The sequence below is a fragment of the Ruegeria sp. CI8 genome, from assembly GCF_056536865.1.
This window is the reverse complement of the sequence record NZ_JBQFQL010000001.1, coordinates 1612493-1634921: the sequence shown is the minus strand read 5'-3', so window position 1 is coordinate 1634921 and position 22429 is coordinate 1612493. Positions and strand designations below refer to the sequence as shown.

The 22429-nt window shown below is 59.9% G+C and carries 24 protein-coding genes; 16 read left to right on the top strand and 8 right to left on the bottom strand.

What is annotated here, in order from left to right; genetic code table 11:
• Positions 1-243, top strand: coding sequence for a hypothetical protein (locus ACR0DA_RS08060; RefSeq protein ID WP_480753541.1), 243 nt, complete (start codon positions 1-3; stop codon positions 241-243).
• Positions 244-310: 67 nt separating this feature from the next.
• Here the strand turns inward: ACR0DA_RS08060 and ACR0DA_RS08055 are convergent, their stop codons facing one another.
• Positions 311-1678 carry a KAP family P-loop NTPase fold protein gene (locus ACR0DA_RS08055; RefSeq protein ID WP_480753539.1) on the bottom strand — a complete coding sequence of 456 codons (1368 nt, stop codon included), beginning with the start codon at positions 1676-1678 and terminating at the stop codon, positions 311-313.
• A gap of 621 nt (positions 1679-2299) precedes the next feature.
• On the bottom strand, positions 2300-3244 hold the full coding sequence (locus tag ACR0DA_RS08050) for a hypothetical protein (protein ID WP_480753538.1): 945 nt from the start codon (positions 3242-3244) through the stop codon (positions 2300-2302).
• 452 nt (positions 3245-3696) lie between these two features.
• Here ACR0DA_RS08050 and ACR0DA_RS08045 point away from each other — a divergent pair, with 452 nt between their 5' ends.
• The 9 genes from ACR0DA_RS08045 to ACR0DA_RS08005 all read left to right on the top strand — a co-directional run bounded on the left by ACR0DA_RS08045 (position 3697) and on the right by ACR0DA_RS08005 (position 11967).
• The gene (locus ACR0DA_RS08045) at positions 3697-4542 is read left to right on the top strand and encodes an arsenate reductase/protein-tyrosine-phosphatase family protein (RefSeq protein ID WP_170390461.1); all 846 of its coding nucleotides are present in this window, start codon (positions 3697-3699) and stop codon (positions 4540-4542) included.
• Positions 4539-5537, top strand: a complete 999-nt coding sequence (locus ACR0DA_RS08040; RefSeq protein WP_480753536.1) for an ArsJ-associated glyceraldehyde-3-phosphate dehydrogenase — start codon at positions 4539-4541, stop codon at positions 5535-5537. Before ACR0DA_RS08045 ends, ACR0DA_RS08040 begins: the two co-directional genes overlap by 4 nt.
• Positions 5534-6811: an organoarsenical effux MFS transporter ArsJ gene (gene arsJ, locus ACR0DA_RS08035; RefSeq protein ID WP_480753535.1), complete on the top strand. Its 1278-nt coding sequence runs from the start codon at positions 5534-5536 to the stop codon at positions 6809-6811. The genes ACR0DA_RS08040 and arsJ overlap by 4 nt, the downstream gene beginning before the upstream one ends.
• Positions 6808-7851: an ACR3 family arsenite efflux transporter gene (gene arsB / locus ACR0DA_RS08030; protein ID WP_170358628.1), complete on the top strand. Its 1044-nt coding sequence runs from the start codon at positions 6808-6810 to the stop codon at positions 7849-7851. The genes arsJ and arsB overlap by 4 nt, the downstream gene beginning before the upstream one ends.
• Positions 7852-7959: 108 nt before the next feature.
• Complete coding sequence (gene dusA, locus ACR0DA_RS08025) at positions 7960-8997, top strand: tRNA dihydrouridine(20/20a) synthase DusA (RefSeq protein ID WP_170599433.1); 1038 nt, start codon at positions 7960-7962, stop codon at positions 8995-8997.
• A gap of 33 nt (positions 8998-9030) precedes the next feature.
• Positions 9031-9855 (top strand): sulfite exporter TauE/SafE family protein, encoded by an 825-nt coding sequence (locus ACR0DA_RS08020; RefSeq protein WP_170337959.1) that lies wholly within the window; start codon positions 9031-9033, stop codon positions 9853-9855.
• Positions 9849-10634 carry a hypothetical protein gene (locus ACR0DA_RS08015; RefSeq protein WP_480753533.1) on the top strand — a complete coding sequence of 262 codons (786 nt, stop codon included), beginning with the start codon at positions 9849-9851 and terminating at the stop codon, positions 10632-10634. Before ACR0DA_RS08020 ends, ACR0DA_RS08015 begins: the two co-directional genes overlap by 7 nt.
• A 33-nt stretch (positions 10635-10667) precedes the next feature.
• Positions 10668-11396 (top strand): SpoIIAA family protein, encoded by a 729-nt coding sequence (locus ACR0DA_RS08010; protein WP_170363182.1) that lies wholly within the window; start codon positions 10668-10670, stop codon positions 11394-11396.
• A 352-nt stretch (positions 11397-11748) separates the two neighbouring features.
• Entirely contained in the window at positions 11749-11967 is a 219-nt protein-coding gene (locus ACR0DA_RS08005) for a hypothetical protein (RefSeq protein WP_480753532.1), read from the top strand.
• Between the two features lie 3 nt (positions 11968-11970).
• Here ACR0DA_RS08005 and ACR0DA_RS08000 read toward each other — a convergent pair whose 3' ends face one another.
• The 3 genes from ACR0DA_RS08000 to ccmI are packed head-to-tail and all read right to left on the bottom strand — an operon-like array spanning position 11971 to position 13913.
• The gene (locus tag ACR0DA_RS08000; RefSeq protein ID WP_170337967.1) at positions 11971-12204 is read right to left on the bottom strand and encodes a DUF1289 domain-containing protein; all 234 of its coding nucleotides are present in this window, start codon (positions 12202-12204) and stop codon (positions 11971-11973) included.
• Positions 12205-12222: 18 nt separating this feature from the next.
• Positions 12223-12687, bottom strand: a complete 465-nt coding sequence (gene ruvX, locus ACR0DA_RS07995; RefSeq protein WP_170538748.1) for a Holliday junction resolvase RuvX — start codon at positions 12685-12687, stop codon at positions 12223-12225.
• Complete coding sequence (ccmI, locus tag ACR0DA_RS07990; protein ID WP_222456869.1) at positions 12684-13913, bottom strand: c-type cytochrome biogenesis protein CcmI; 1230 nt, start codon at positions 13911-13913, stop codon at positions 12684-12686. The genes ruvX and ccmI overlap by 4 nt, the downstream gene beginning before the upstream one ends.
• A 175-nt stretch (positions 13914-14088) precedes the next feature.
• On the opposite strand from ccmI, the gene ACR0DA_RS07985 reads away from it, so the two are divergent.
• The gene (locus tag ACR0DA_RS07985) at positions 14089-15333 is read left to right on the top strand and encodes a sarcosine oxidase subunit beta family protein (RefSeq protein WP_170372272.1); all 1245 of its coding nucleotides are present in this window, start codon (positions 14089-14091) and stop codon (positions 15331-15333) included.
• A gap of 2 nt (positions 15334-15335) precedes the next feature.
• Here ACR0DA_RS07985 and ACR0DA_RS07980 read toward each other — a convergent pair whose 3' ends face one another.
• Entirely contained in the window at positions 15336-15497 is a 162-nt protein-coding gene (locus ACR0DA_RS07980) for a hypothetical protein (protein ID WP_480753530.1), read from the bottom strand.
• Positions 15498-15547: 50 nt separating this feature from the next.
• Between ACR0DA_RS07980 and ACR0DA_RS07975 the strand changes: the two genes are divergently transcribed.
• The 3 genes from ACR0DA_RS07975 (at position 15548) to ACR0DA_RS07965 (ending at position 19518) form a co-directional block, all read left to right on the top strand.
• Positions 15548-15877, top strand: coding sequence for a sarcosine oxidase subunit delta (locus ACR0DA_RS07975; protein WP_170418161.1), 330 nt, complete (start codon positions 15548-15550; stop codon positions 15875-15877).
• 67 nt (positions 15878-15944) lie between these two features.
• Complete coding sequence (locus ACR0DA_RS07970) at positions 15945-18959, top strand: sarcosine oxidase subunit alpha family protein (protein WP_480753529.1); 3015 nt, start codon at positions 15945-15947, stop codon at positions 18957-18959.
• Positions 18952-19518, top strand: coding sequence for a sarcosine oxidase subunit gamma (locus ACR0DA_RS07965; RefSeq protein WP_480753528.1), 567 nt, complete (start codon positions 18952-18954; stop codon positions 19516-19518). The genes ACR0DA_RS07970 and ACR0DA_RS07965 overlap by 8 nt, the downstream gene beginning before the upstream one ends.
• Before the next feature lie 55 nt (positions 19519-19573).
• On the opposite strand, the gene ACR0DA_RS07960 is transcribed toward ACR0DA_RS07965, so the two are convergent.
• On the bottom strand, positions 19574-19960 hold the full coding sequence (locus ACR0DA_RS07960) for a hypothetical protein (protein ID WP_480753527.1): 387 nt from the start codon (positions 19958-19960) through the stop codon (positions 19574-19576).
• A 105-nt stretch (positions 19961-20065) separates the two neighbouring features.
• Positions 20066-20827: an FkbM family methyltransferase gene (locus ACR0DA_RS07955; protein ID WP_480753525.1), complete on the bottom strand. Its 762-nt coding sequence runs from the start codon at positions 20825-20827 to the stop codon at positions 20066-20068.
• Between the two features lie 97 nt (positions 20828-20924).
• On the opposite strand from ACR0DA_RS07955, the gene ACR0DA_RS07950 reads away from it, so the two are divergent.
• Both ACR0DA_RS07950 and ACR0DA_RS07945 read left to right on the top strand, forming a co-directional pair.
• Entirely contained in the window at positions 20925-21524 is a 600-nt protein-coding gene (locus ACR0DA_RS07950; protein WP_170358674.1) for a superoxide dismutase, read from the top strand.
• 3 nt (positions 21525-21527) lie between these two features.
• Positions 21528-22409: a metallophosphoesterase gene (locus tag ACR0DA_RS07945; RefSeq protein ID WP_480753524.1), complete on the top strand. Its 882-nt coding sequence runs from the start codon at positions 21528-21530 to the stop codon at positions 22407-22409.
• Positions 22410-22429: the final 20 nt, after the last annotated feature.

The following is a 22429-nucleotide window of genomic DNA, read 5'->3' as shown; positions in this document are numbered from 1 at the left end:
ATGAAAACCGAAAGCATCAAGAATGCCACCCAGGGTGAACTCGAAGAACTCAATGGGCTTCTCGTTCGAGAGTTGATTGCAAAGATCAAGGAAGGTACCGCCACTGGTACCGACCTTTCAACGGCGGCTAAACTGATGAAGGAACACAAGGTTGAGCCTATCGACCCAAGGCTTCCTGCCACTTCCTATCACAACCAAATACCGCACGAGGATTTAGACTACCCTGTGAATGTAGATACTTAAGTGAAAAGTGCTCGGAGCCAAAGAAGAGAAACAGGTTCCGAGCATAACGCTGTTATGAAGCGCGGACCTATGAAGGTAACTGAAAGACGCTCAACCACTTTTCGTGGGCGCTATTCGGTATGTCCTTTATATCGTATCCCATTCCGTAACCGTCGAAAGCTCCGGCTATTCCTAACTTTTCGTATTTTTCTGCTGGCACTCCACCGCTGCAGATGTATGACCACGTAATAAACAGATTGTAGATATCAGAATCGAAGTCTTGGTTGGGGTCGCCTGTTTCTAGATAGCGGGTGATCGCCGCTGTATTTGCACAGAAGTATTCTTTGAGTTCTCTTTGAGAAAGAGAAGCGTTTTGAAGTTTGGGATATAAATCTGGTCGAATAACTTTAGTGATGAGTAGGCAAACTAGAGTCGTTCTCCAACCCTTGAGGAGCCTGTCGCTCCTCGCCCTATCCGGCAGCAATGCAGCGGCCGACAGAATCTTGCCAACGTCCCTTATTGAAATGTTATTGCACCTTGATAGAACTTCTATCTGCGTACTGATTTCAGTCTGGAGCTGGTTTGGAATGCCCATCTTGTTACCGGCGTGGTTGGCGTAAGTTACCGCAACTGGCGTGCGTCGATAGTCGGCCATAGTCTCAGGCAAGCTAACCGTAAAGCTGAGAAATTTTTGCAGGTAGGCAGAAGCATCAATTCCAGCGCCGTATTGTGCTTTAACGCTATTCTCTAGTGCTTCTAGATTTACACCTAATACAAAGTGAACGTGAGGTACGGCGAAGAAGTGTTTTATTACTTCAAGAACCTCGAGAGCGTAGTCTGGGCGGCAACGGTCCAACTCGTCTACCACTATTACCAGAGGCGTGGGGTCATCCGTGTTGTCGCTCTCAGTTAGTGCCACGATCGCAGATTGAAATTCGATCATTGCAGCATGACGCCCTTGTTCACGAGACCAAAAGTCGTCCAATGCTTTGTCGGCTTCACTTTTTAGAGCTCCAACCGCTGCTTCCCCTAGTCCAGCAAGAGCTTCTGTCGCGCCATAGCTTGCCAGCGCCAGGCCAATTCTTGAAACCGGTCGAACAAACTTTCCGGCCACGCCGATAAGGGTCTTGATCTTAGATTCATCTGCTTTTGGGATTCGGGTTGCCAACACACTGACTAGTGAGACAAGAGGGTCGCTCTGATAGTCATTGGCAAAAGCATCGAAATATACCGTTAGCGCCCGTCCTTCATTTTGAAGTCGATGCGCACCAACCCATCTTTTCAGGAAGTATGACTTTCCTGTACCCCATCGTCCGTCAAGCGCGACAACCAATGGGTCCTCGATCCGGTCCAAGACCTGTGAAAGCATCTTGTTGGTTTTTTCGCGTTCTAGAAGGTCTTCGCTAAACCCGGTTTTGTAGAGGTCAATTGGTTCTTCGGGGGGAAGGAAACGCATTTTTCTCAACTTTTTTGCTACTCGACCGCATTAGCAACATAATTTTTCAACAGATGGAAGACCCTTCACCTCACTGGCAAGCACCCAACAAACGCAAGAAATATCAAGTTACGTCAAAGGTCTAGATGGCTGCGCTCGGAGACCGCGAGTAGGCTCAGGATCACCTCAGGCCGCGCCCACGCCCTGTTACTCAACTCGCAACCCCGCTCCGCGAGCTTTGCAGAGCTTCACTGAGCGCATTTCCTGACGACGCCTTAACAATCCTTGGCTCTGAACTTTTGGAGAAGGCCAGCTGGTCCAACAATAAATTGAAGCAATGTCCACAGATGATTGTGGCGGTTAAGCGAAGCCGTCCAATATTCAACGCTGTAGGCGGAAAAAACGCTTCTTCTGCGGCGACGAGAAGACTAGGGCACAGCACATGCACCAGAACTTAGTAGGGCTTTGTCTTCCTTGCTCGAAGTCGGTCTCAGAGAAGCGGCGGTTTAAGCAAGCGTTTGCGGACAGGTTGGGAGAATGGGGAGCTCGAGTTTTTGGCTAGACTGCCAAGGGAGGATTTGGAGTTGTGACTAGGTGCCCTGTGCGAACGGACTCAATTGCATCCTTAACCCGCCGGACCCATTAACGCGCGGCGCAAAGATTCAAATTGTGGGGCCCCTCAATTGTAAGTCTAATACCGTTCTCGAAGAGTGAACGCTCCAATACAAACTCCTGACCAACTGGATGCGGGGATGCGCTAAATAATACTTGAAGAAAAAGATCTGCTTCTTCTGCCAGTGATAGCCACTTCGGTTCATTCGCTAACAGAGCTTGCACCTTAAGGGATTCACTGGGGCCGAGTTGTATTTGTTCGTTGTTGTTCAGAACGCTTAGCAAGCCGGATGCAACCCGAGTATTTGTTCCGGGCACATACGGAGCGCAACCGTAGACCTCTGCGCGGTTGCTCAGTTGGAAAGTATCGTCAGTATGATTTGTGAATTCGATTTCAAATTCGCCAATCGGTTTTGGTTCAACCATTTTTTCCCAAATTTCAGACCTGAAACTCCACGCGACCGTGGCAGACACTATGAGGGCAGCCAGGAAAAGGACCACTGGAGATCTTCGCCAGTTACCCTTGATCCAGTTGAGTTGTTTGACAATTTTCGGGGCTTCGGCGTCGTCGGTTTCTATCTTTTGACGACTGGTCTTTCCGAGCAACTCGTAGTGTCGTGCTGACGCTTCCCCAAAGTTTTGTCGTACAGTGTCAACAGCAACGTTGATCTGGAGTTTCATGCCCTCAAGTTCAGCGTCTGTCCTGTCTTCGTTGGAAGAGTAAGCCCTAAGTAATTCAACCAACCGATTTGAATCCTCTTGGAGCGTGTCCACTGCTTGTCGAAGATTTTGCCTCTGTTCTTCATTCAGACATTGGTCGTTTGCTAAAATGACCGAACAAGCTTGGACCATAGGCGCCCAACCCTCATTTGGGTCAAAACGGCCTCCTCGAAGGAAAGCCTCTGTATAGCCTTCTCTTAGGAAGGCGCGGATGGAGATTATCGCCTTGTCAATGTTTTCCAGTGGTTGCGACACAGAATTATCCCCCGCTTAAGGAAGCTCGAATGAGCTTAACTCAAAATTTCTGGCTGCCACTGACTATACTATCCGACTCTGCGCCCTCCAACTGAGTCAATCTGTTTCACCCTTACATGTAAGGGTTGACCATAAGGATTCCGTTACAGTAACAGTCGTACTCGCAGTACCTAACTGCGCGAAGAACCTAAGAAGGTCACGCGGTCAAAGTCACCAAGTTTACAGTGCGTTAGACGGAGTGTTTACACGCGGTTTACTTGAGGTCGCTGTGGGGTAACACCCGTGGAAGTTCGAGTCTTCTCGGCCGCACCATTTTATTCAATATCAATTCACCCGTCGTTCCGTTTTGGGCGAGGGGCATCTTTGTGGCCAATCGTAAAATCTTGCCTGCGGTTTAAACGCGCCAAAAAACGGGCACTTGATTTCACCATTAATTCGAATATCCATGAATAATGGAAAAAGTGATTCCCGACCGCCTGTCCACCTTGGGTCATCCGGCTCGGTTGGCCGTTTTCCGGCTGTTGATGCGCCGGTATCCCGATCGCATACCCGCGACCGAGATTGCCATGGCGTTGGACCTCAAGCCGAATACGCTCTCCAACTACGTAAACGCGCTGATGCAGGCCGGCCTTGTGACGCAGGAAAGGGTCGGGACGTCCTTGCGCTACTCGGTGGATATGGACGCCGTGCGGCAGACGTTCGATTACCTTCTGCTGGATTGCTGCCGTGGGCGTCCGGAACTCTGCGCGCCCAGTCCACTCAACGGCGTTGACGCGCATGCGGCCAAGGCCCCGCGTACCTACAACGTATTGTTCATATGCACCGGGAATTCCGCGCGTTCGATTTTCGCCGAGGCCCTGTTGAAGCAGCTTGGCGGCGACCGGTTCAACGTGTTTTCTGCCGGTACACGTCCGCGGTCCCAGTTGAACCCAGCGGCGCTTGAGGTGCTGCGGCAGAATGGGCACGACATCTCGGACCTGCGCGCCAAGAATGTAAGCGAGTTCCAGGCCCCGGGCGCGCCGAAGTTCGATTTCGTGTTCACCGTATGCAATCAGGCTGCGAACGAAGACTGCCCCGCCTGGCCCGGGCAGCCGGTCAGCGCGCATTGGGGTATGCCCGATCCGGTGAAGGCCGAGGGAACAGAGGCCCAAAAACGCCTTGCCTTCCAGCAGGCCTACGGCGCGTTGCGCAACCGGATCCTGACCTTTTCGTCGCTGCCGTTCGAAACCCTAGACCGTATGTCCCTTCAGAAGGCCGTGGATGACATCGGCCAGACCCATACCGGAGAAACCGCATGACCGTTTATGCTCTCAACGGCCTTGGCCGCATCGGCAAGCTGGCCTTGAAACCCCTGCTTGAGAAAGGCGCGCAGATCGCCTGGATCAATGACGCGGTGGGGGACCCCGCGATGCACGCGCATCTGCTGGAGTTCGACACCGTGCATGGCCGCTGGGCCGCCGATTTCAGTCATGACGAAAACTCGGTCACCATCGACGGCGTGCGGTTGCCCTTCATCGGAACCCGCAACCTGTCTGATCTGCCGCTTGAAGGCGTCGACGTCGTCATCGACTGCACCGGGGTCTTCAAAACCGAGGCCAAGCTGGCCCCATACTTTGACGCCGGAGTGAAGAAGGTGGTGGTCTCGGCGCCGGTCAAGGATGGTGATGCGGCCAATATCGTCTTCGGCGTGAACGAGGGCACCTATGACCCGGCGCGCCACCGCATCGTGACCGCGGCCAGCTGCACCACGAACTGCCTGGCCCCGGTGGTCAAGGTGATCCACGAGAGCCTGGGCATCCGGCACGGCTCGATCACCACGATTCATGACGTGACCAATACGCAGACGATCGTGGACCGTCCGGCCAAGGACCTGCGCCGTGCCCGGTCGGCGCTGAATTCGCTGATCCCCACGACCACTGGCAGTGCCACGGCGATCACCCTGATCTATCCCGAACTGACGGGGCGGTTGAACGGGCATGCGGTGCGGGTGCCGCTGCTGAATGCCTCTCTAACCGATTGCGTGTTCGAGGTTGAACGCGAAACCACCGCCGAAGAGGTGAACGCCCTGTTCAAGGCCGCGGCCGAAGGGCCTCTGGTCGGCATTCTGGGCTATGAGGAGCGTCCTCTGGTTTCGACCGACTATACCAATGACACCCGGTCCAGCATCGTGGATGCACCGTCGACCATGGTGGTGAACGGAACGCAGGTAAAGGTCTATGCCTGGTACGACAACGAGATGGGCTATGCGCACCGTCTGGTGGATGTCGCGATGATGGTCGGGGCATCACTTTGACCAGCGCTTCCCAACGTCCGGACGGGCTGTCGGCCTATATCTCCGTCACGGCAGCCTATTGGGCCTTCATGCTGACCGACGGCGCTCTGCGGATGCTGGTGCTGCTGCATTTTCACACGCTGGGCTTTTCGCCGGTTCAGCTGGCCTATCTGTTCGTGCTGTACGAGATCGCCGGGATGGCCACCAACTTGGCCGCCGGGTGGATCGCCGCGCGGTTCGGTCTGACCGCGACCCTGTACGCGGGGCTGACGATACAGGTGCTGGCATTGCTGGCGCTAGCGCAGTTGGATCCGGGCTGGACCATCGGTATGTCCGTCGCCTTCGTGATGGTCGTGCAGGGTGCCAGCGGCGTGGCCAAGGACCTGACCAAGATGTCGTCGAAATCGGCGGTCAAGCTGTTGGCCCCCACCGAAGGTGGCGGGTTGTTCCGCTGGGTCGCGGTGCTGACCGGGTCGAAGAACGCGGTCAAAGGGGTGGGCTTCCTGCTGGGAGCGGCCTTGTTGGCAGGGCTCGGCTTCACGGGTGCCGTGATGGGCATGGCGGGGGTGTTGTTCCTGATCCTGGTGGCGGTGCTGCTGGCGATGCCGCCGGGGCTGCCCAAGGGGCGCAAGGGCGCGAAGTTTTCCGAGGTCTTTTCGAAATCGGCCAATGTGAACTGGTTGTCCGCGGCGCGGGTCTTCCTGTTCGGCGCGCGCGACGTCTGGTTCGTCGTCGGCATACCGATCTATTTCTACGCCGTGCTGTCGGATGGCAGCGAAGCGGGCAACCGCTCGGCCTTTTTTCTGATCGGCGGGTTCATGGCCTTGTGGATCATTCTGTACGGCATTGTTCAGGCTGCCGCCCCGCGTTTGCTGCGGGCAGGGGCGCGGGATGAGGCCGATCTTGTCGCAGCAGCGCGCAGCTGGGCCTGGGGGCTGGCCTGCGTGCCGGCCGTCCTGACGGTGGCCGTACTGATGTCCTCTGGTCCCGCGCCTTGGCTGACGCTGACGCTGGTGGGTGGCCTGCTGGCCTTTGGCGCGGTCTTTGCGGTGAATTCCTCGCTGCATTCCTATCTGATCCTGGCCTTCACCCGGGCCGAGCGGGTGACGATGGATGTGGGTTTCTACTACATGGCCAATGCGGGCGGGCGGCTGTTGGGTACGCTGCTGTCCGGCCTGACTTATCAATGGGGCGGGTTGCCCTTGATGCTCGGGACGGCGGCCGCCATGGTCGCGCTATCCGCCTTGGCTGCGGGGCGCTTGCAGCCCCACACAACTTCGGAGATCTCTGCATGAGCGTATTTGAACGGTATCTGTCCCTGTGGATCGCGCTGGCAATGGCCGCCGGGATCGCCATCGGCTCATTCGCGCCGGGTTTGGTCCAGGCCATCGCGGCGGCCGAGGTGGCCAATGTCAACCTGGTGGTGGCGGTGCTGATCTGGGCCATGGTCTATCCGATGATGGTGGGGGTGGACCCAAGCAGCCTGCGCGACGTGGTAAAACAGCCCAAGGGGCTGGCGATCACGCTGGTGGTCAACTGGCTGATCAAGCCCTTCACCATGGCGGCGCTGGGCGTGCTGTTCTTCGAATACGTCTTCGCCGACCTGATCGCGCCCGCCGATGCCCAGCAATATATCGCGGGGCTGATCCTGCTGGGTGCGGCGCCCTGCACGGCAATGGTGTTCGTCTGGTCGCATCTGACCAAGGGGGACGAGAACTATACCCTGCTGCAGGTGTCGGTGAATGACATCGTCATGGTCTTTGCGTTCGCTCCGATCGTGGCCTTCCTGCTGGGTGTGACCGACATTTCGGTTCCGTGGCAGACGCTGGTCCTGTCGGTTGTCCTGTTCGTGGCGCTGCCCCTGGCGGCAGGTGTCTGGACGCGCAACCGGCTGGGCTCGGCCGAGCGGATCGAGGCGTTCCGCGACCGGATCAAACCATGGGGCGTTGTCGGCCTGATCGCGACCGTCGTCATCCTGTTCGGCCTGCAGGGGCAGGTGATCCTGGACCGCCCGATGGTTATCGCGCTGATCGCCGTGCCGATCCTGATCCAGTCCTACGGGATCTTTGCGGTGGCTTATGCGGCGGCTTTTGCCCTGCGCGTGCCGCACCGGATTGCGGCGCCCTGCGCACTGATCGGCACATCGAACTTCTTTGAACTGGCGGTGGCCGTCGCCATCAGCCTGTTCGGCCTGAATTCGGGGGCGGCTCTGGCCACGGTGGTGGGCGTTCTGGTCGAGGTGCCGGTAATGCTGTCGCTGGTGGCTTTTGCCAACCGGACGCGCGGCAGTTTTGCCGAGCGTTCGGAGCAATCTCCAAAGGACGTCCGGGCCTAGCAATCCGATGGTGGAAATCTGGCGTCAAACAGTGGTAGACGCCTAGCGCGGACCCGGCTTGGCCGGGCGCCGCACTTTTGTCTGGGCCACAAAAAGGAACGTGCACTGATGGCTGGGTTTCAATCTCGGGCACATGCTGATCGCAGCGAAGTCACTCGCGCTGCGCGCTTGTCGGTTGCGCCGATGATGGATTGGACCGATCGGCACTGTCGGTATCTGCACCGTTTGCTCAGTGCTGAAACGCTTTTGTACACGGAAATGGTGACGGCCCCTGCTCTGGTACGGGGTGGAGCGCTGCATCTTCTGGACCATAGCCCCGAGGAACATTCCGTCGCTCTGCAATTGGGCGGATCTGACCCGCAGGAGCTGGCTCAGGCGGCCGCATTGGGGGCTGAGGCCGGATATGACGAGATCAACCTGAACTGCGGCTGCCCGTCGGATCGGGTTCAATCAGGAACGTTTGGAGCCGTCTTGATGAAAGAGGCGGGCCGGGTCGCCGATTGCGTGGCCTCCATACGGGAAGTTGTTGATGTCGATGTCACGGTCAAATGTCGGATCGGCGTGGATGACCAAAACCCCGAGGACGTATTGCCCGACTTTCTGGATCGGATTCGCGCTGCCGGCTGTCGGCGCGTGACGATCCACGCCCGCAAGGCTTGGCTTCAGGGGCTTAGCCCCAAAGAAAACAGGGACATACCGCCGCTGGACTACGACCTGGTTCACCGGATGAAGGCTGATTTTCCGGATCTCCACATCTCGATCAACGGAGGCATCACGACACTGGCCGAAGCCCAGGTGCATCTGGACGCCGGACTGGACGGAGTGATGATCGGCCGGGCTGCTTATCATCAGCCGACCGATATTCTGGCCGATGCCGACCCGCTGATCTACGGGTCGGGGCAAAAGGCGGATCCGGTTGAAGTCGTGATGAAAATGCTGCCCTATATCGATCGGCATCTTGCCGGCGGGGGGCGGTTGCACCAGATCACCCGACATATGCTGGGATTGTTCACAGGACGCCCGGGCGCTCGTGGTTGGAGGCGTGCTTTGTCCGAAGGCGCGGTCAAAGACCATGCCGGACCCGACGTGGTTCTGGGCGCGCTGTCCCGCGTGGCACCGGATGCCGAGGCGGCGCAGGTAATTTAAGACGGCTCAAGGGCCGGGGACCAAGGGGGACGGATGCCCGATACGATGTTGCTGGCCCAGATGCTGGGCCTTTTGCTTGTGATCGGCGCGCTGGCCGGTGTTCTGGCTGGCCTTTTGGGAGTCGGTGGCGGGATCGTTCTGGTGCCGGCCTTCTTCTACGCGTTTCAAACGCTAGGATATGGTGGCCCGCAGCTGATGCAGCTGTGTCTTGCGACGTCACTTGCCACGATCATCGTGACTTCGGTTCGTTCGGTGCTGAGTCACAACAAGAAAGGCGCTGTCGATTGGGATATTCTACGCGGTTGGGGTCCGGGTATCGCTGTCGGTGCGATTGTTGGCGTACTGGTCGCCTCGGCCCTGCGCACGGAAGCGTTGCAGGCGCTGTTCGGTATCCTTGGAATGGTGATTGGCGCCTATCTGGGACTTGGCAAGTCCGAATGGCGATTGGGTGATGCCATGCCCGGCGGGCTGAAGCGGTTGGTGATTTCGCCTTTGGTCGGGTTTCTGTCGGTGCTGATGGGAATTGGCGGCGGCAGCTTTGGGGTGCCGCTGATGAGCCTCTACAACACACCGATCCATCGGGCCGTTGCGACGGCCGCGGGGTTTGGCGTGATCATCGCCGTACCCTCGGTACTGGGCTTTCTGTTTCTGCCGATCGCAGCTGAACACCGTCCGCCGCTGACAATCGGCGCCGTCAATCTTGTGGCCTTTGGTGTGGTTGTTGCGATGACGATGATCACCGCGCCCTGGGGGGTGAAACTGGCCCATGCGATGGACCCCAAGCCGCTCAAACGGGTGTTTGCCGTGTTCCTCACGCTGGTGGCCCTGAATATGCTGCGCAAGGCAGTAGGGTGGTAAGGCCTTTCTGGTCGCGGGGTTGGGAAGTATTCCCCTACGACAAGACCATAGCCGACTGGGTGGCCCACGCCCTACCACTGGCGCAGCACGCCGCCAGTGACCCAGCCCACCGGCAGTGGTTGGATTGCGAAGGCACCTGGTTCATCGGCGTCGATGCTCTGCCCAATGACGGGGCAGGGCGTGTCGGCGCCTCAGCCCCGTTGAGCGGGCAGGCTGTCGCGTTTCTGGTCGAACACTATGGATCGATCGAATTGCACAAGGGGCAGGTCTCGGTCGTCTATCCCGGCTATCTGTGCCCGCGCAGGGGCGAGAACGAGGCGGCGGCCCGATACCGGGCCAAGCGCGACGCGGCGCATGTGGATGGTCTGAAACCCGGCGGCCCGGACCGTCGGCGCAAGATCGACGAACCTCACGCATATGTCCTGGGTATCCCACTGACACAGGCGAGCGCAGATGCCGCGCCTCTGGTCGTTTGGGATGGTAGCCACAGGATCATGGGCGCGGCTTTCAAGGCTGCGTTGGCCGGTGTTCCTCGCGCTCAGTGGGCGCAGACCGATATCACCGAGGCCTATCAGGCTGCTCGTCGCGAAGTGTTCGAAACCTGCCCGCGTATCGAAGTGTCGGCTTCGCCCGGCGAAACCTACGTGTTGCATCGCCATTGCCTGCATGGGGTCGCGCCTTGGGGGGCGGGCGCAACGGCGGGGCCGGACGGACGGATGATTGCCTATTTCCGGCCCGAGCTGCCGGGCGGTGTGGCCGAATGGATCGAATCCCCGTAACCTTCTGCCATTCTTTGGCTTTGGAGGCTCAAAATGATTACGGTCCACAAGAATTCCGACGGTGCATTGATCGAAATCGAATTGTCGGGCGAAGTAACAAGCGCCGATTACACAAACACTCTGGTTCCCGCAATCGAGGCTGCGCTGGCGGAACATGACGCCGTCCGCCTGCTGGTTATCGTCGGCCCCGAGTTCAAAGGCTACGATTTGGGCGCTGCTTGGGAAGATACCAAGCTGGGCCTAAGCCATTGGCGCGGGTTCGATCGCGCCGCGGTCGTCGCAGACAAGGGCTGGGTCCAGACCAGCGTGCGTCTGGCTGCGCCGCTGATGCCCTGTCCGGTGCAGGTGTTCGAGCTGGCCGAGCTGGAAGAAGCGCGCCGCTGGATCCGTGAATCTCTGGGCGCGATCCACATTGTGGATTTAGGCGGGCCATGCGTGCAGGTCAGCCTGATGGGTAAGCTGGACCCCGAGGAATACGAAAAGGCCGAAGCCGATTTGGATGCCATCCTGGGTGACCGGGATGCGTTCCGGTTGCTGATTGATCTGAGGGAGTTCGATGGCTGGCAAGGGCTGACCGCTCTGGCCGCGCATTTCCGTCTGGCCCGCGGTCACGTGGGAATGCTGGATCGGGCAGCCATCGTCGGCGACAAGGCCTGGCAGAACATCGCGCAGCGCGTGGGGGGGCACATTCTGGGTACACGTACCCAGTTTTTCCCGTCAGAAGAGATTGAAAACGCCAAGGCGTGGCTGGCTGCCGGATGACGATGGCGCGCGGCCCGAATGATTGGGCCGCGCTGCGCGTCCGGGGGCAAATCCTGGATTGACACATGACGCTGTCGCGGGCCGGTCCAACTTGTTACGTTACGTCCTTTTCGCCCAGCCGCGAGGCGCGAAGGCATTGTAACTGTTGAGTCTCTCCGGCTGATTTGTCTAATTGGTAAAAAAATTGAAGCGCGACGGCAGGTTTTCCCCCTTTCTCAAAAGCCTGACTCCGGTATGCGCAAATCGTCGCTGCGGGCCGCCACTCACTCACGCATAGTCATACGGCTCGATCCCCCTTTTCCCGAGCTCTCGACCGGCCCGCAGCGACGCAGATTTATTCAGGAAGGCTCGTATGCGGCTGATCAAGTTTTTGAAAAGAAAATCCATGACCAACGCGGCTGTCGAAGTTGATTTTCAGGAAGCCAGTCTTCGGCGGTCGCAGACCAGCAAGTCGGAAATCACCCGTTTGTTCCGCAGTGAATTGAAGGCCGGGCAACGATCCGGTGTGAAGACATGCGCAGACACAGCGAGTGATGAAGAAGACAGCCGGAAGACCGACAAAGCCCTTTGAGTGTCAGGATTTGTCCAGACGGGCCGCGCGACCACCCCGTCTCTTGGCCAAGCGAGGCTTGCGGGCAGGCAGGTCATTCATGATTTCGGCGCGTTCCGAGCTGTCCATTTTCGACCAGCGCGTGATTTCGTCGATGGTGCGATAGCAGCCGGTGCAGATACGCTCGGTCGGATGCACGACGCAGATCTGGACACAGGGGCTTTCGACCTCGTTCCTTTTCCAAATCATGTTCGTCATCGCCGGTCTCCGGGCTCGTTAAAGAAAGCGCAGCCTGTCCAGCGCTCCTTGCAGGATATAACCCGCCGCGACGTGGTCGATAACCTGTCCGCGACGTTTTCGTGTCGTATCCGCCTCCAAAAGTGCCTTTTCTGCCGCAACTGTGCTCAGACGCTCGTCCCAGAACCCGATCGGGATGTCGGTCAGTTGGGAAAGGTTGCGGGCAAACGCGCGGGTTGATTGGCACCTTGGACCCTCGGATCCGTCCATATTCATGGGCAGGCCAAGAACGATCCCTCCGATCCCGCGGTCGGCAGCGATTTCCAGAAGGCGGGCAGAGTCCAGCTTGAATTTCTTGCGGCGCACGGTCTCAAGTGGGCTCGCCACACCGCGCATGCGGTCGGAAACAGCCACGCCGATCGTCTTTTCGCCGAGGTCCAGACCCATCAACGCCTGCATCGGGGGCAGTGCGGCTGCGAAATCCTCGAACACGTCCTGGATCATTGCGACAGACCAGCCTGTTGCGCGGCCGAGTTGATCAGTTCAAGCGCGGCAGGGTCTTCGGCAAACTTGGTCGCGGCTTCGTCGCGGACCGCGGCGGCCTGCTCGGTTTCTCCCAGCACCCCAAGCGCCGAGATCAGTCGAGCCCATTCCTGCGGAGAACCACCTTCGGTCGCCAGCCGGTCCGACAATCCGTCAACCATGCCGCGGATCATCTCTTGACGCTCCTCGGGCGTCATTTCCGCCGCTGCTTCCATATCCGACTGGCTGGGGCCCGGACCCGCCGGAGCAGCTGCGATTTCGGGCGCGTTGAACACGCCGGCGCGCCAGGCAAGTTCGTCGATCTGGGCGCGAATGGCGTTGGCCCAAGGCGCGCCCGGCGGCGAAGTGCGCAGCGTGTCCATCCAGACGCGATAAGCCTGGTCCGGCCGTCCGATCTGCAGCAGCATCTGTCCCCAGTAATAGCGCGCCGGTCCCGATTGCGGGTCGCGTTCCAGTGCCTGACGCAAGGCCGCTTCGGCTTCGGGCGAGACATAGCCCCCTGCCGCCAGGATCAGCATTTCTGCCAGGTTAGAATAGGCGTCCGCCGGGGCCTCATTCCCCATCAACTCGATTGCACGGCGCTGGGCTTCATAACCGGCCTGAAAATTGCCCGCGTTGGTTTCGTGCTGCGCCAATAGAATGTGACCCTGAAGATCGTCCGGTCGGTCGGCCACGGTCGTGCGCAGCTGGTTCAGAAGGTTGGCATAGCTGTCTTCAAGTTGAGGCGCTTCGACGGGCGGGGCCATCTGCTCGGCCTCTTCCTGGCCGGGTCTGTTCTCACGCAGTTCGGCGGCCATTTCCATGCGCGCTGAAAGCGGCTGATCAGGGTATCCGGCAGCGCCCAGTTGGCGGTACAAAGCAAACGCTCCGCCGATCAGAACCAGGGCAACGAACCCGATGGCGGCCAACCGAACAGTGGTCGACGGCCCGGTCGTCGCGTCACCGGTACGGATTTGCGCGTCGGCGGCCAGGATACGGCGCGAAATCTCGGTCCGAACCCGCTCGGCGTCGGCTTTAGCGATCACTCCGCGGGCCAGATCGCGATCAACGCTGGCCAGCTGTTCCTTGTAGACCCGCAAATCGTAGGCCGCCGGATGTTCCTGTCGCCGGCGGGTTCGGGTCAGGCCAAAGGCCAGGAATGCGGTGATCGACAGCGCAAAGAGCAGAAGCAGAACCCAGAATGTCATGATCTCTCCGGAATTGTTGCCCTCACTTAGACCTGCGCGCGCCCGGAAAAAAGGGACAAATGGCCGCGAATGGCCTACATGTCGCAATAGTGCGATATTGCGGCGCTGCACGGCAGGGGTAATCTGTCGCCGCACGGCATATCTTCGGCCAATCACGAACCGGACGGATTCGCTCATGAAACACTATTCAGCCTTTGCCGTAGCGCGAGAGGCGCTGCGCTATCACACCGGATGGGAGCGCGCGTGGCGTTCGCCAGAACCCAAGAAACGGTATGACGTGATCATCGTCGGTGCCGGCGGGCACGGTTTGGCGACGGCGTATTATCTGGGCAAGAATTACGGTATTCAGAACGTCGCAGTGATCGAAAAGGGCTGGCTGGGCGGCGGCAATACCGGGCGGAACACGACCATCATCCGCTCGAACTATCTGCAGGACCCGTCGGCTGCGATCTACGAAAAATCCCGCGGCCTGTACGAGGATCTGAGCCAGGATCTGAACTACAACGTGATGTTCAGCCCGCGCGGCGTGATGATGCTGGCGCAAACCCAGCACGAGGTACGCGGCTATCAGCGTACGGCGCATGCCAACGCGCTGCAGGGGGTCAAGACCGAATGGATCGAGCCCGAGCGCGTAAAGCAGCTGGTTCCGATCATCAACATAGACGGCCCGCGCTATCCGGTCCTTGGCGCGCTGTGGCAAGAGCGCGGCGGCACCGCACGCCACGATGCGGTGGCCTGGGGCTATGCGCGTGCCTGTTCGAATATGGGTATGGACATCATCCAGCAGTGTGAGGTTACGGGCGTCCGGTCTGAAAACGGTCGCGTCACAGGGGTCGAGACGACCAAGGGCGCCATCGAGTGCGACAAGCTGGGCATCGTGGTCGCGGGCCATTCGGGCCAACTGGCCGAGATGGCGGGCTTCCGCCTTCCGGTCGAGGCGCTGGCCCTGCAGGCGCTGGTGTCCGAGCCGATCAAGCCTTGCATGGACGTGGTGGTGATGGCCAACACCGTGCACGGCTACATGTCGCAATCCGACAAGGGCGAGATGGTGATCGGCGGCGGCACCGACGGGTTCAACAACTACACCCAGCGCGGTTCGTTCCATCATATCGAGGAAACCGTCCGCGCCCTGGTCGAGACCTTCCCGATGATCTCGCGGCTGAAGATGCTGCGGCAATGGGGTGGGATCGTCGACATGACCGGCGACCGCTCGCCTATCCTGTCGAAGACGCCGCTGGGCGGTTGCTTCATCAATTGCGGCTGGGGCACCGGCGGGTTCAAGGCCATCCCGGGCTCGGGCTGGGGCATGGCGCAGCTGATGGCCACCGGGCATTCCCCGCTGACCGAGGCGTTCTCGCTGGACCGGTTCAAAGAGGGTCGCTTCATCGACGAAAGCGTTGCCGCCGGGGTCGCGCACTGATGTCAGTCGCCCCAATGTGCTCCGTTAATGGTCTCAGAACTTTTCGGGCTGTCGGATTTTGGCTTGATGGCCTTCTTTTCCTCAGACCGGAAAATGAAAAACGCGATCAGCCCAAAGACGGCAAGCGTGCCGGCAACGGTCAGAATTATGGTCAAAATATCCATACCCTCGACTTGGGCGTGTGGTCGAAAGAATTCAAGCAAGGAGTAGCCACATGCTGATCCTGAAGTGCCCCTATTGCGGCGTCGACGCCGAAGAGACCGAACTGACCGCCGGTGGCGAAGCGCATCTGAAACGCTTCGGTCCCGGGGCGTCGGACGACGATTTCCATGACTATCTGTTCATGCGCGAAAACCCCAAGGGCGTGCATTTTGAACGCTGGCGCCACAGCAACGGCTGTGGCAAGTGGTTCCATGCCGCGCGCTGCACCGCGACGCTCGAGGTGTTCGGCACCTATTCGGCCCAGGTCACCGAGCCGCCGCAGGAGATCCGCGATGCGATTTCGGCCAAACGGCCGGGTTGGACGTGGAGAGAGTTCTCCTGATGCTTCGTCTTTTCAAGAACACATCCGCCGGAGGTCTTGGTGCCTCCACCTGCGAAAGGTCCGCAACATGAGCACCCGTCTCGCAAATCAAGGTCGCCTGATCGACAGATCGAAACCGGTCACGTTTTCCTTCAACGGTACCTCGATGCAGGGCTATCAGGGTGACACGCTGGCCTCGGCCCTGCTGGCCAACGATCAGATGATGGTCGGCCGGTCATTCAAATACCACCGTCCGCGCGGCGTCGTGGCCAGCGGCGCCGAAGAGCCCAACGCTCTGGTCGGTCTGGGGCAGGGCAACCGGTTCGAGCCGAACCAGCGCGCCACTACGACCGAGCTGTTCAACGGCCTGACCGCGATCTCGCAGAACCACTGGCCCAGCCTGGAATACGACATCGGTGCGGTGAACACGGCGCTGGCGCGGTTCCTGCCGGCGGGGTTCTACTACAAGACGTTCATCCACCCCAAGCCGTTCTGGAAACATGTGTACGAGCCGTTCATCCGCCAGTCCGCCGGTCTGGGCAAGGCGCCCGACAAGGACAGCCGCGACGCGGATACCTATGAACACTTCTATGCCTTCACCGACGTATTGGTGATCGGCGGCGGTGTTGCGGGCCTGCAGGCGGCCAAAGCCGCCGCGCAATCGGGCGCCAAGGTCATGCTGATCGAGCAGACCGCCTATTGGGGGGGGCGCGCGCCTGTCGACGGCGGCACCGTCAACGACGAGCCTGTGGATAAGTTCGTGGAACAATTGGTTTCCGAACTCGAAACAATGGACAACGTCACCATGCGGTCGCGCTGCATGGGGGCTGGGGTCTATGATCACGGTTACGTGCTGGGATACGAGCGTCTGAACGACCACAAACCGGGCACCCAGGGCCCGCGCCACCGCCTTTGGCGCATACGCGCCAAACAGGTCGTTACAGCGACCGGTGCGATCGAGCGCCCGCTGTCCTTTGCCGGCAATGACGTGCCGGGGGTGATGTTGGCCTCAGCCATGCGCGACTATGTGGTCAACTGGGGCGTGACCCCGGGCGAGCGCGTGATCGTCGCCACCAACAATGACGACGCCTACCGCACCGCGATCATCCTGAAACAGGCTGGCGTGGATGTGTTGCGCGTCGTCGATGCCCGTCCCTCGGCCGGGCCGCTGGCGGACGAGGCGCGCAGCCTCGGTATCCGGGTCGATCCCGGCAAGGCCATCGCCAAGGTCAAGGGCGGCAAGCGGGTCAAGAAGGTCGCGATCTGCAACCAGGAAGGCATCGGCGGCGCTCGGGAAGAGGTCGAATGTGATGCGGTCGCCATGTCGGGCGGCTGGTCTCCGGTGGTGCACATGTGGTCCCATTGCGGTGGCAAGCTGATCTGGGACGAAGCCAACGCCCATTTCCGCCCCGACCCCGACCGTCCGCCGCTGGGCGCGGATGGCGCAGGCTTTGTTGTGGCCGCAGGCTCGGCAAGCGGGCCGCTGGCGCTGGGCGAGGTGCTGGCCGATGCCCACGCCGCGGGCAAGGCCGCGGCCAAGGCAGCCGGCTTCAAGCCGAAGAACACCAAGGCACCGCAGGGCGAGGCCGAGACCGAAGCGCCCATGCAGGCCGTTTGGCTGATGCCCGCCAAGGCCGAGGTGCAGCTGCGCATGAAGTCGTGGCTGGACTTCCAGAACGACGTGAAGGTCTCGGATGTGCAATTGGCCGCGCGCGAAGGCTATGAAAGCGTCGAGCACACCAAGCGTTATACCACGCTGGGCATGGCGACGGATCAAGGTAAGCTGAGCAATATCAACGGTCTGGCGATCCTTGCTGATGCGCTGGAGTCGGAGATTCCCAAGGTCGGCACCACCACTTTCCGCCCGCCTTATACGCCCATCTCGATGGGAGCCATCGCGGGCGAGGCGCGCGGCGAGGTGTTCCAGCCGATCCGCCGCACGCCCATGCATGACTGGCATGACCGGAATGGTTCCGATTGGGAGCCGGTGGGCCACTGGCGTCGCCCCTACGCCTATGTGCGTCCCGGGGAATCCGTGCATGATGCCGTGAACCGCGAGGTCAAGAACACCCGCGAGAACCTCGGCCTGCTGGATGCCTCGACGCTGGGCAAGCTGATCGTCAAGGGTCCGGACGCGGGCAAGTTTCTGGACATGATGTACACCAACATGATGTCCACGCTGAAGGTCGGCAAATGCCGCTATGGCCTGATGTGCTCGGAAAACGGCTTCCTGATTGATGACGGCGTCGTCGCCCGCATCGAAGAGGACACCTGGCTGTGCCACACCACCACCGGCGGGGCTGAGCGCATCCATGCCCACATGGAGGAATGGCTGCAGACCGAGTGGTGGGACTGGAAGGTCTATGTCGCCAACGTGACCGAGCAATACGCCCAGGTCGCCGTAGTGGGCCCAAACGCCCGCAAGGTGCTGGAGAAGCTCGGCGGCATGGATGTCAGCCGCGAGGCGCTGCCCTTCATGGAGTGGCGCGACGGCCAGATCGGCGGCTTTGATTGCCGCGCCTACCGCATCTCGTTCTCGGGCGAACTGTCCTATGAAATCGCGGTGCCTGCCAGCCAGGGTCAGGCCTTCTGGGATGCCCTGATGGAGGCCGGGAAAGAGTTCGGTGTGATGCCTTATGGCACGGAATGTCTTCACATTCTGCGGGCCGAGAAGGGCTTCATCATGATCGGGGACGAGACCGACGGCACCGTGATCCCGCAGGATCTGGGGCTGCACTGGGCGATCTCGAAGAAGAAAGAGGACTTCCTGGGCAAGCGCGCGCAGGAACGCTCTCACATGACCGACCCTGATCGCTGGAAACTGGTGGGTCTGGAAACTGTGGATGGATCGGTTCTGCCCGACGGCGCCTATGCGGTGGGCGAGGGTGTGAACGCCAACGGTCAGCGCAACGTGATCGGGCGTGTGACCTCGACCTATTACTCGGCCAATTTGGGCCGGGGCATCGCCATGGGGCTGGTCAAGAATGGACCGAACCGAATGGGCGAAGTGATCGAATTCCCGGGCACCGACGAGAAAATCTACAAGGCCAAGATCGTGGACCCTGTGTTCTACGACAAGGACGGGGAGAAGCAGAATGTCTGAACCCATCAGCGCATTGAACCACGCAAGCTTTGACGGCATCGCCCGGATCGAGGAATGCGGCTTGCAGGGGATGATAACCCTGCGCGGAGATCTGTCCGACAAGCTGGTGACCAAGGCGGTCAAGGATGCCACCGGCCAGAAGATGCCCGGCCAGCGCGAGGCTTTCGTCGATGGCGAGACCGGCGTCTGCTGGATGTCGCCGGACGAGCTGCTGGTGCTTGTTCCCTACGCCGAGGTCGAGGCCAAACTGGCCGCCATGCAGGACGCGCTGAGCGGTGTGCATGCCTTGGCGGTCAATGTCTCGGACGCGCGGGCGGTGTTCCGGGTCTCGGGACCGACCGCGCGTGAGGTGCTGGGCAAGGTTGCGCCCGTCGATTTCTCGTCCGATACGTTCCAGCCCGGCCAGATCCGGCGCACGCGCCTGGCGCAGGTTGCGGGTGCGTTCTGGATGGACGACGCGGAATCCTTTCGCGTGGTGTGCTTCCGATCAGTTGCGGATTACGTGTTAAAGCTGCTGAAGGTTGCGGCGCAGCCCGGCAGCGAGGTCGGATACTACTGAACCCGACCCCACCTTGGCAGACAGAAAAAGCCCCGGACATTACCGGGGCTTTTCATTATTTGACGACCTCGCATCTGCCGGTTCCGTAAGGTTTGTTCGATGCCCCGACATTCACGAAACTGCCGCTCACCTTCAGCCCACTGTCTGTTGCCAAATTCGCCTGATAGCGCATGCGAATGGCCTGACCTTCGGTACTTTTGAGCGTCACGTTCCAGATCATCCGATAGCCCTTGGCCCCACGAGCCCGAAGCTGCGCGTTGGTCCAGTCATGGTAGTTGCTGGCGGCTTGGGCCGTGCCGGCCTCGGGGTCGATTTGAAAGGCATATTCGGGCGCGATCCAGCCGTGGCTATCCTTTTTCGTGATCGTGCACTTGTAAGCCGTGGGGGATGCGGCAGCCGCCTGTGCTGTCAGGGCCGCGGCGAGAAATGGAATAAGTCGCAAGTCAATTTTCCTGTAATTTCAATGATCAATACAGGAAAATGAACACCGCGTCGTCGGGTGTTCAAGGGTAAACTCTCGTTTGGGTAGAGTTTCCGTCACGGAACTCTATTCCGTGAACAGGACGCTGCGGTACTGGGTCAAAGCGCTCGGGCCCAGCAAGTCCTGGGCCGAGATTGGGCGCCCGGCTTCATCGTGCATGTTCGAGTAGAAAGACAACGTCGAAAGCAGGGCTTCGACCCGTTCGGCGCGGTTGTTTTCGTCCAATAGGGGCGCGTGCAGCGACAGATACAGGGCTGGCTTCTGCTCCTGCAGCCAGTCGGCGAGCGTCGGCAGAACCGCAAACTCCGCCCCTTCGATGTCCATTTTGACCAGCGAAATGCCTGTCAGGTCCGTCGCTGTGGCGAACTGGTCCCAGGTGATGGTCAGGGCATCGGTTCCATGCGCGCCGTCATGCAGCAGCGAACTGGTCGAGTCGCCGCGCTCGCCCCTGACTGAAGCCATGCGCGCCACGCCGAACCGGTCGGACAAGGCCACGCCAAAGGCCGAGACATTGCGGATGTCGTTCAGGTCGAGGTTCCAGGCCAGATGGCGATAGGCGGTCGGGTCGGGCTCGAAACACCAGACATGCCGGGCTTTGCGAGCGCCATACAGAACCGTCGGCCCGATCCATGCGCCGATGTCCAGATAGTCGCGGTCTGGCGAAAGATGGCGGTCGAGCACGGCGAAGGTTTCGGGCTCCCAGTTGCCGGCCGAGGCCTTGCGCCAGAATTTCGAATGGTAGGGGTCCAGCCGGAACACCTCGCCATTCAGGTTGCCTGCATAATGACCGCGAGCACGGTAGAACATCTTGCGCGCCTGCGTCAGCATCGCGGACCTCCGGGTTTTCTGCGCTCGGGCCTTGACCTGCGGCGGATGCCAAAGCATTTAACCTTGGGAACGCAACACAAATTTACAGGGGGCCGAGATGGCTTTTGAACTTCCTGATCTTCCTTATGCACATGACGCGCTGGCAGCCAAGGGCATGTCGGCGGAAACGCTGGAATATCACCATGATCTGCACCACAAGGCCTATGTCGACAACGGCAACAAGTTGATCGCCGGGACCGAGTGGGACGGCAAGACGCTGGAAGAGATCATCGTCGGCACTTATGACAAGTCGGCCGTCGCACAGAACGGGATCTTCAACAACATCAGCCAGCTTTGGAACCACAACCAGTTTTGGGAAATGATGGGTCCGGGCGAGTCGAAGATGCCGGGCGAGCTGGAAAAGGCGTTGGTTGAAAGCTTCGGTTCGGTCGAGGAGTTCAAATCGCAGTTCAGCGCGGCGGGAGCCGGTCAGTTCGGTTCGGGCTGGGCGTGGCTGGTCAAGAATGCCGACGGCTCGCTGGCGGTTACCAAAACCGAAAACGGTGTGAACCCGCTGTGCTTCGGCCAGACGGCACTGCTGGGTTGCGACGTGTGGGAGCACTCCTACTACATTGACTTCCGCAACAAGCGCCCGGCTTACCTCTCGAACTTCCTCGACAACCTGGTGAACTGGGAAAACGTTGCATCGCGGATGTAACTCTTGACGCGACGAGGGTTCATCAAGGGCCTGCTGGCGGTGACGCTGGCAGGCCTTGTTGTTTCGCTGTACGGGTTCTTTATCGAACCGGCTATGCGGCTGCGGGTTCGCAAATGGAAGCTCAAGCGCGCGGACTGGACGGCGCCTCCGCTGCGGATCGCGGTCATCGCCGACCTTCATGCCGGCGAGCCATTCGTTACCATAAAGCGTATCAAGCAGGTCGTAAGGCGCACAAATGCGCTGGATGCCGATCTGGTCTTGCTGCTGGGGGATTTCACCGCCAGCCACAGGATGGTTTCGAAACCTGTCGCGATGGCGGACATCACCCCGGTTCTTGCCGGACTGACCGCGCGCCATGGGGTTTTCGCGGTGCTGGGAAACCATGACTGGTGGGATGATACGGCCGCTCAACGCCGGGGCGGTGGGCCCAACTTATATGCCGATGCGTTGGCCGCGAGTGGCATCCCGGTCCTATCCAATTCTGCGCAGAAACTGGATGGTCCGGGAATCTGGCTGGCGGGCCTCGAAGACCAACTGGCCATCGTGGAGGGCAATGGGCGATACCGCGGCCTGGACGATCTGTCCGGCACGTTGCGGCAGATTACCGATGACGCGCCCGTCATCCTGATGGCGCATGAACCGGACATATTTCCCCAAGTGCCAGATCGCGTTGCCTTGACACTGTCCGGTCACACGCATGGTGGTCAAATCAGACTGTTTGGGTGGTCGCCCGTGGTGCCCTCGCGGTTTGGCAATCGCTATGCCTACGGCCCTGTGCGTGAAGGTGGAAGGGATCTGGTAGTTTCCGGCGGCATCGGGTGCTCGATCCTTCCGGTCCGGTTTGGTGTTACACCCGAGATTACGCTTGTCGAGATTTCTGCCTGATCCGCGCTTCGGGTGGAAAC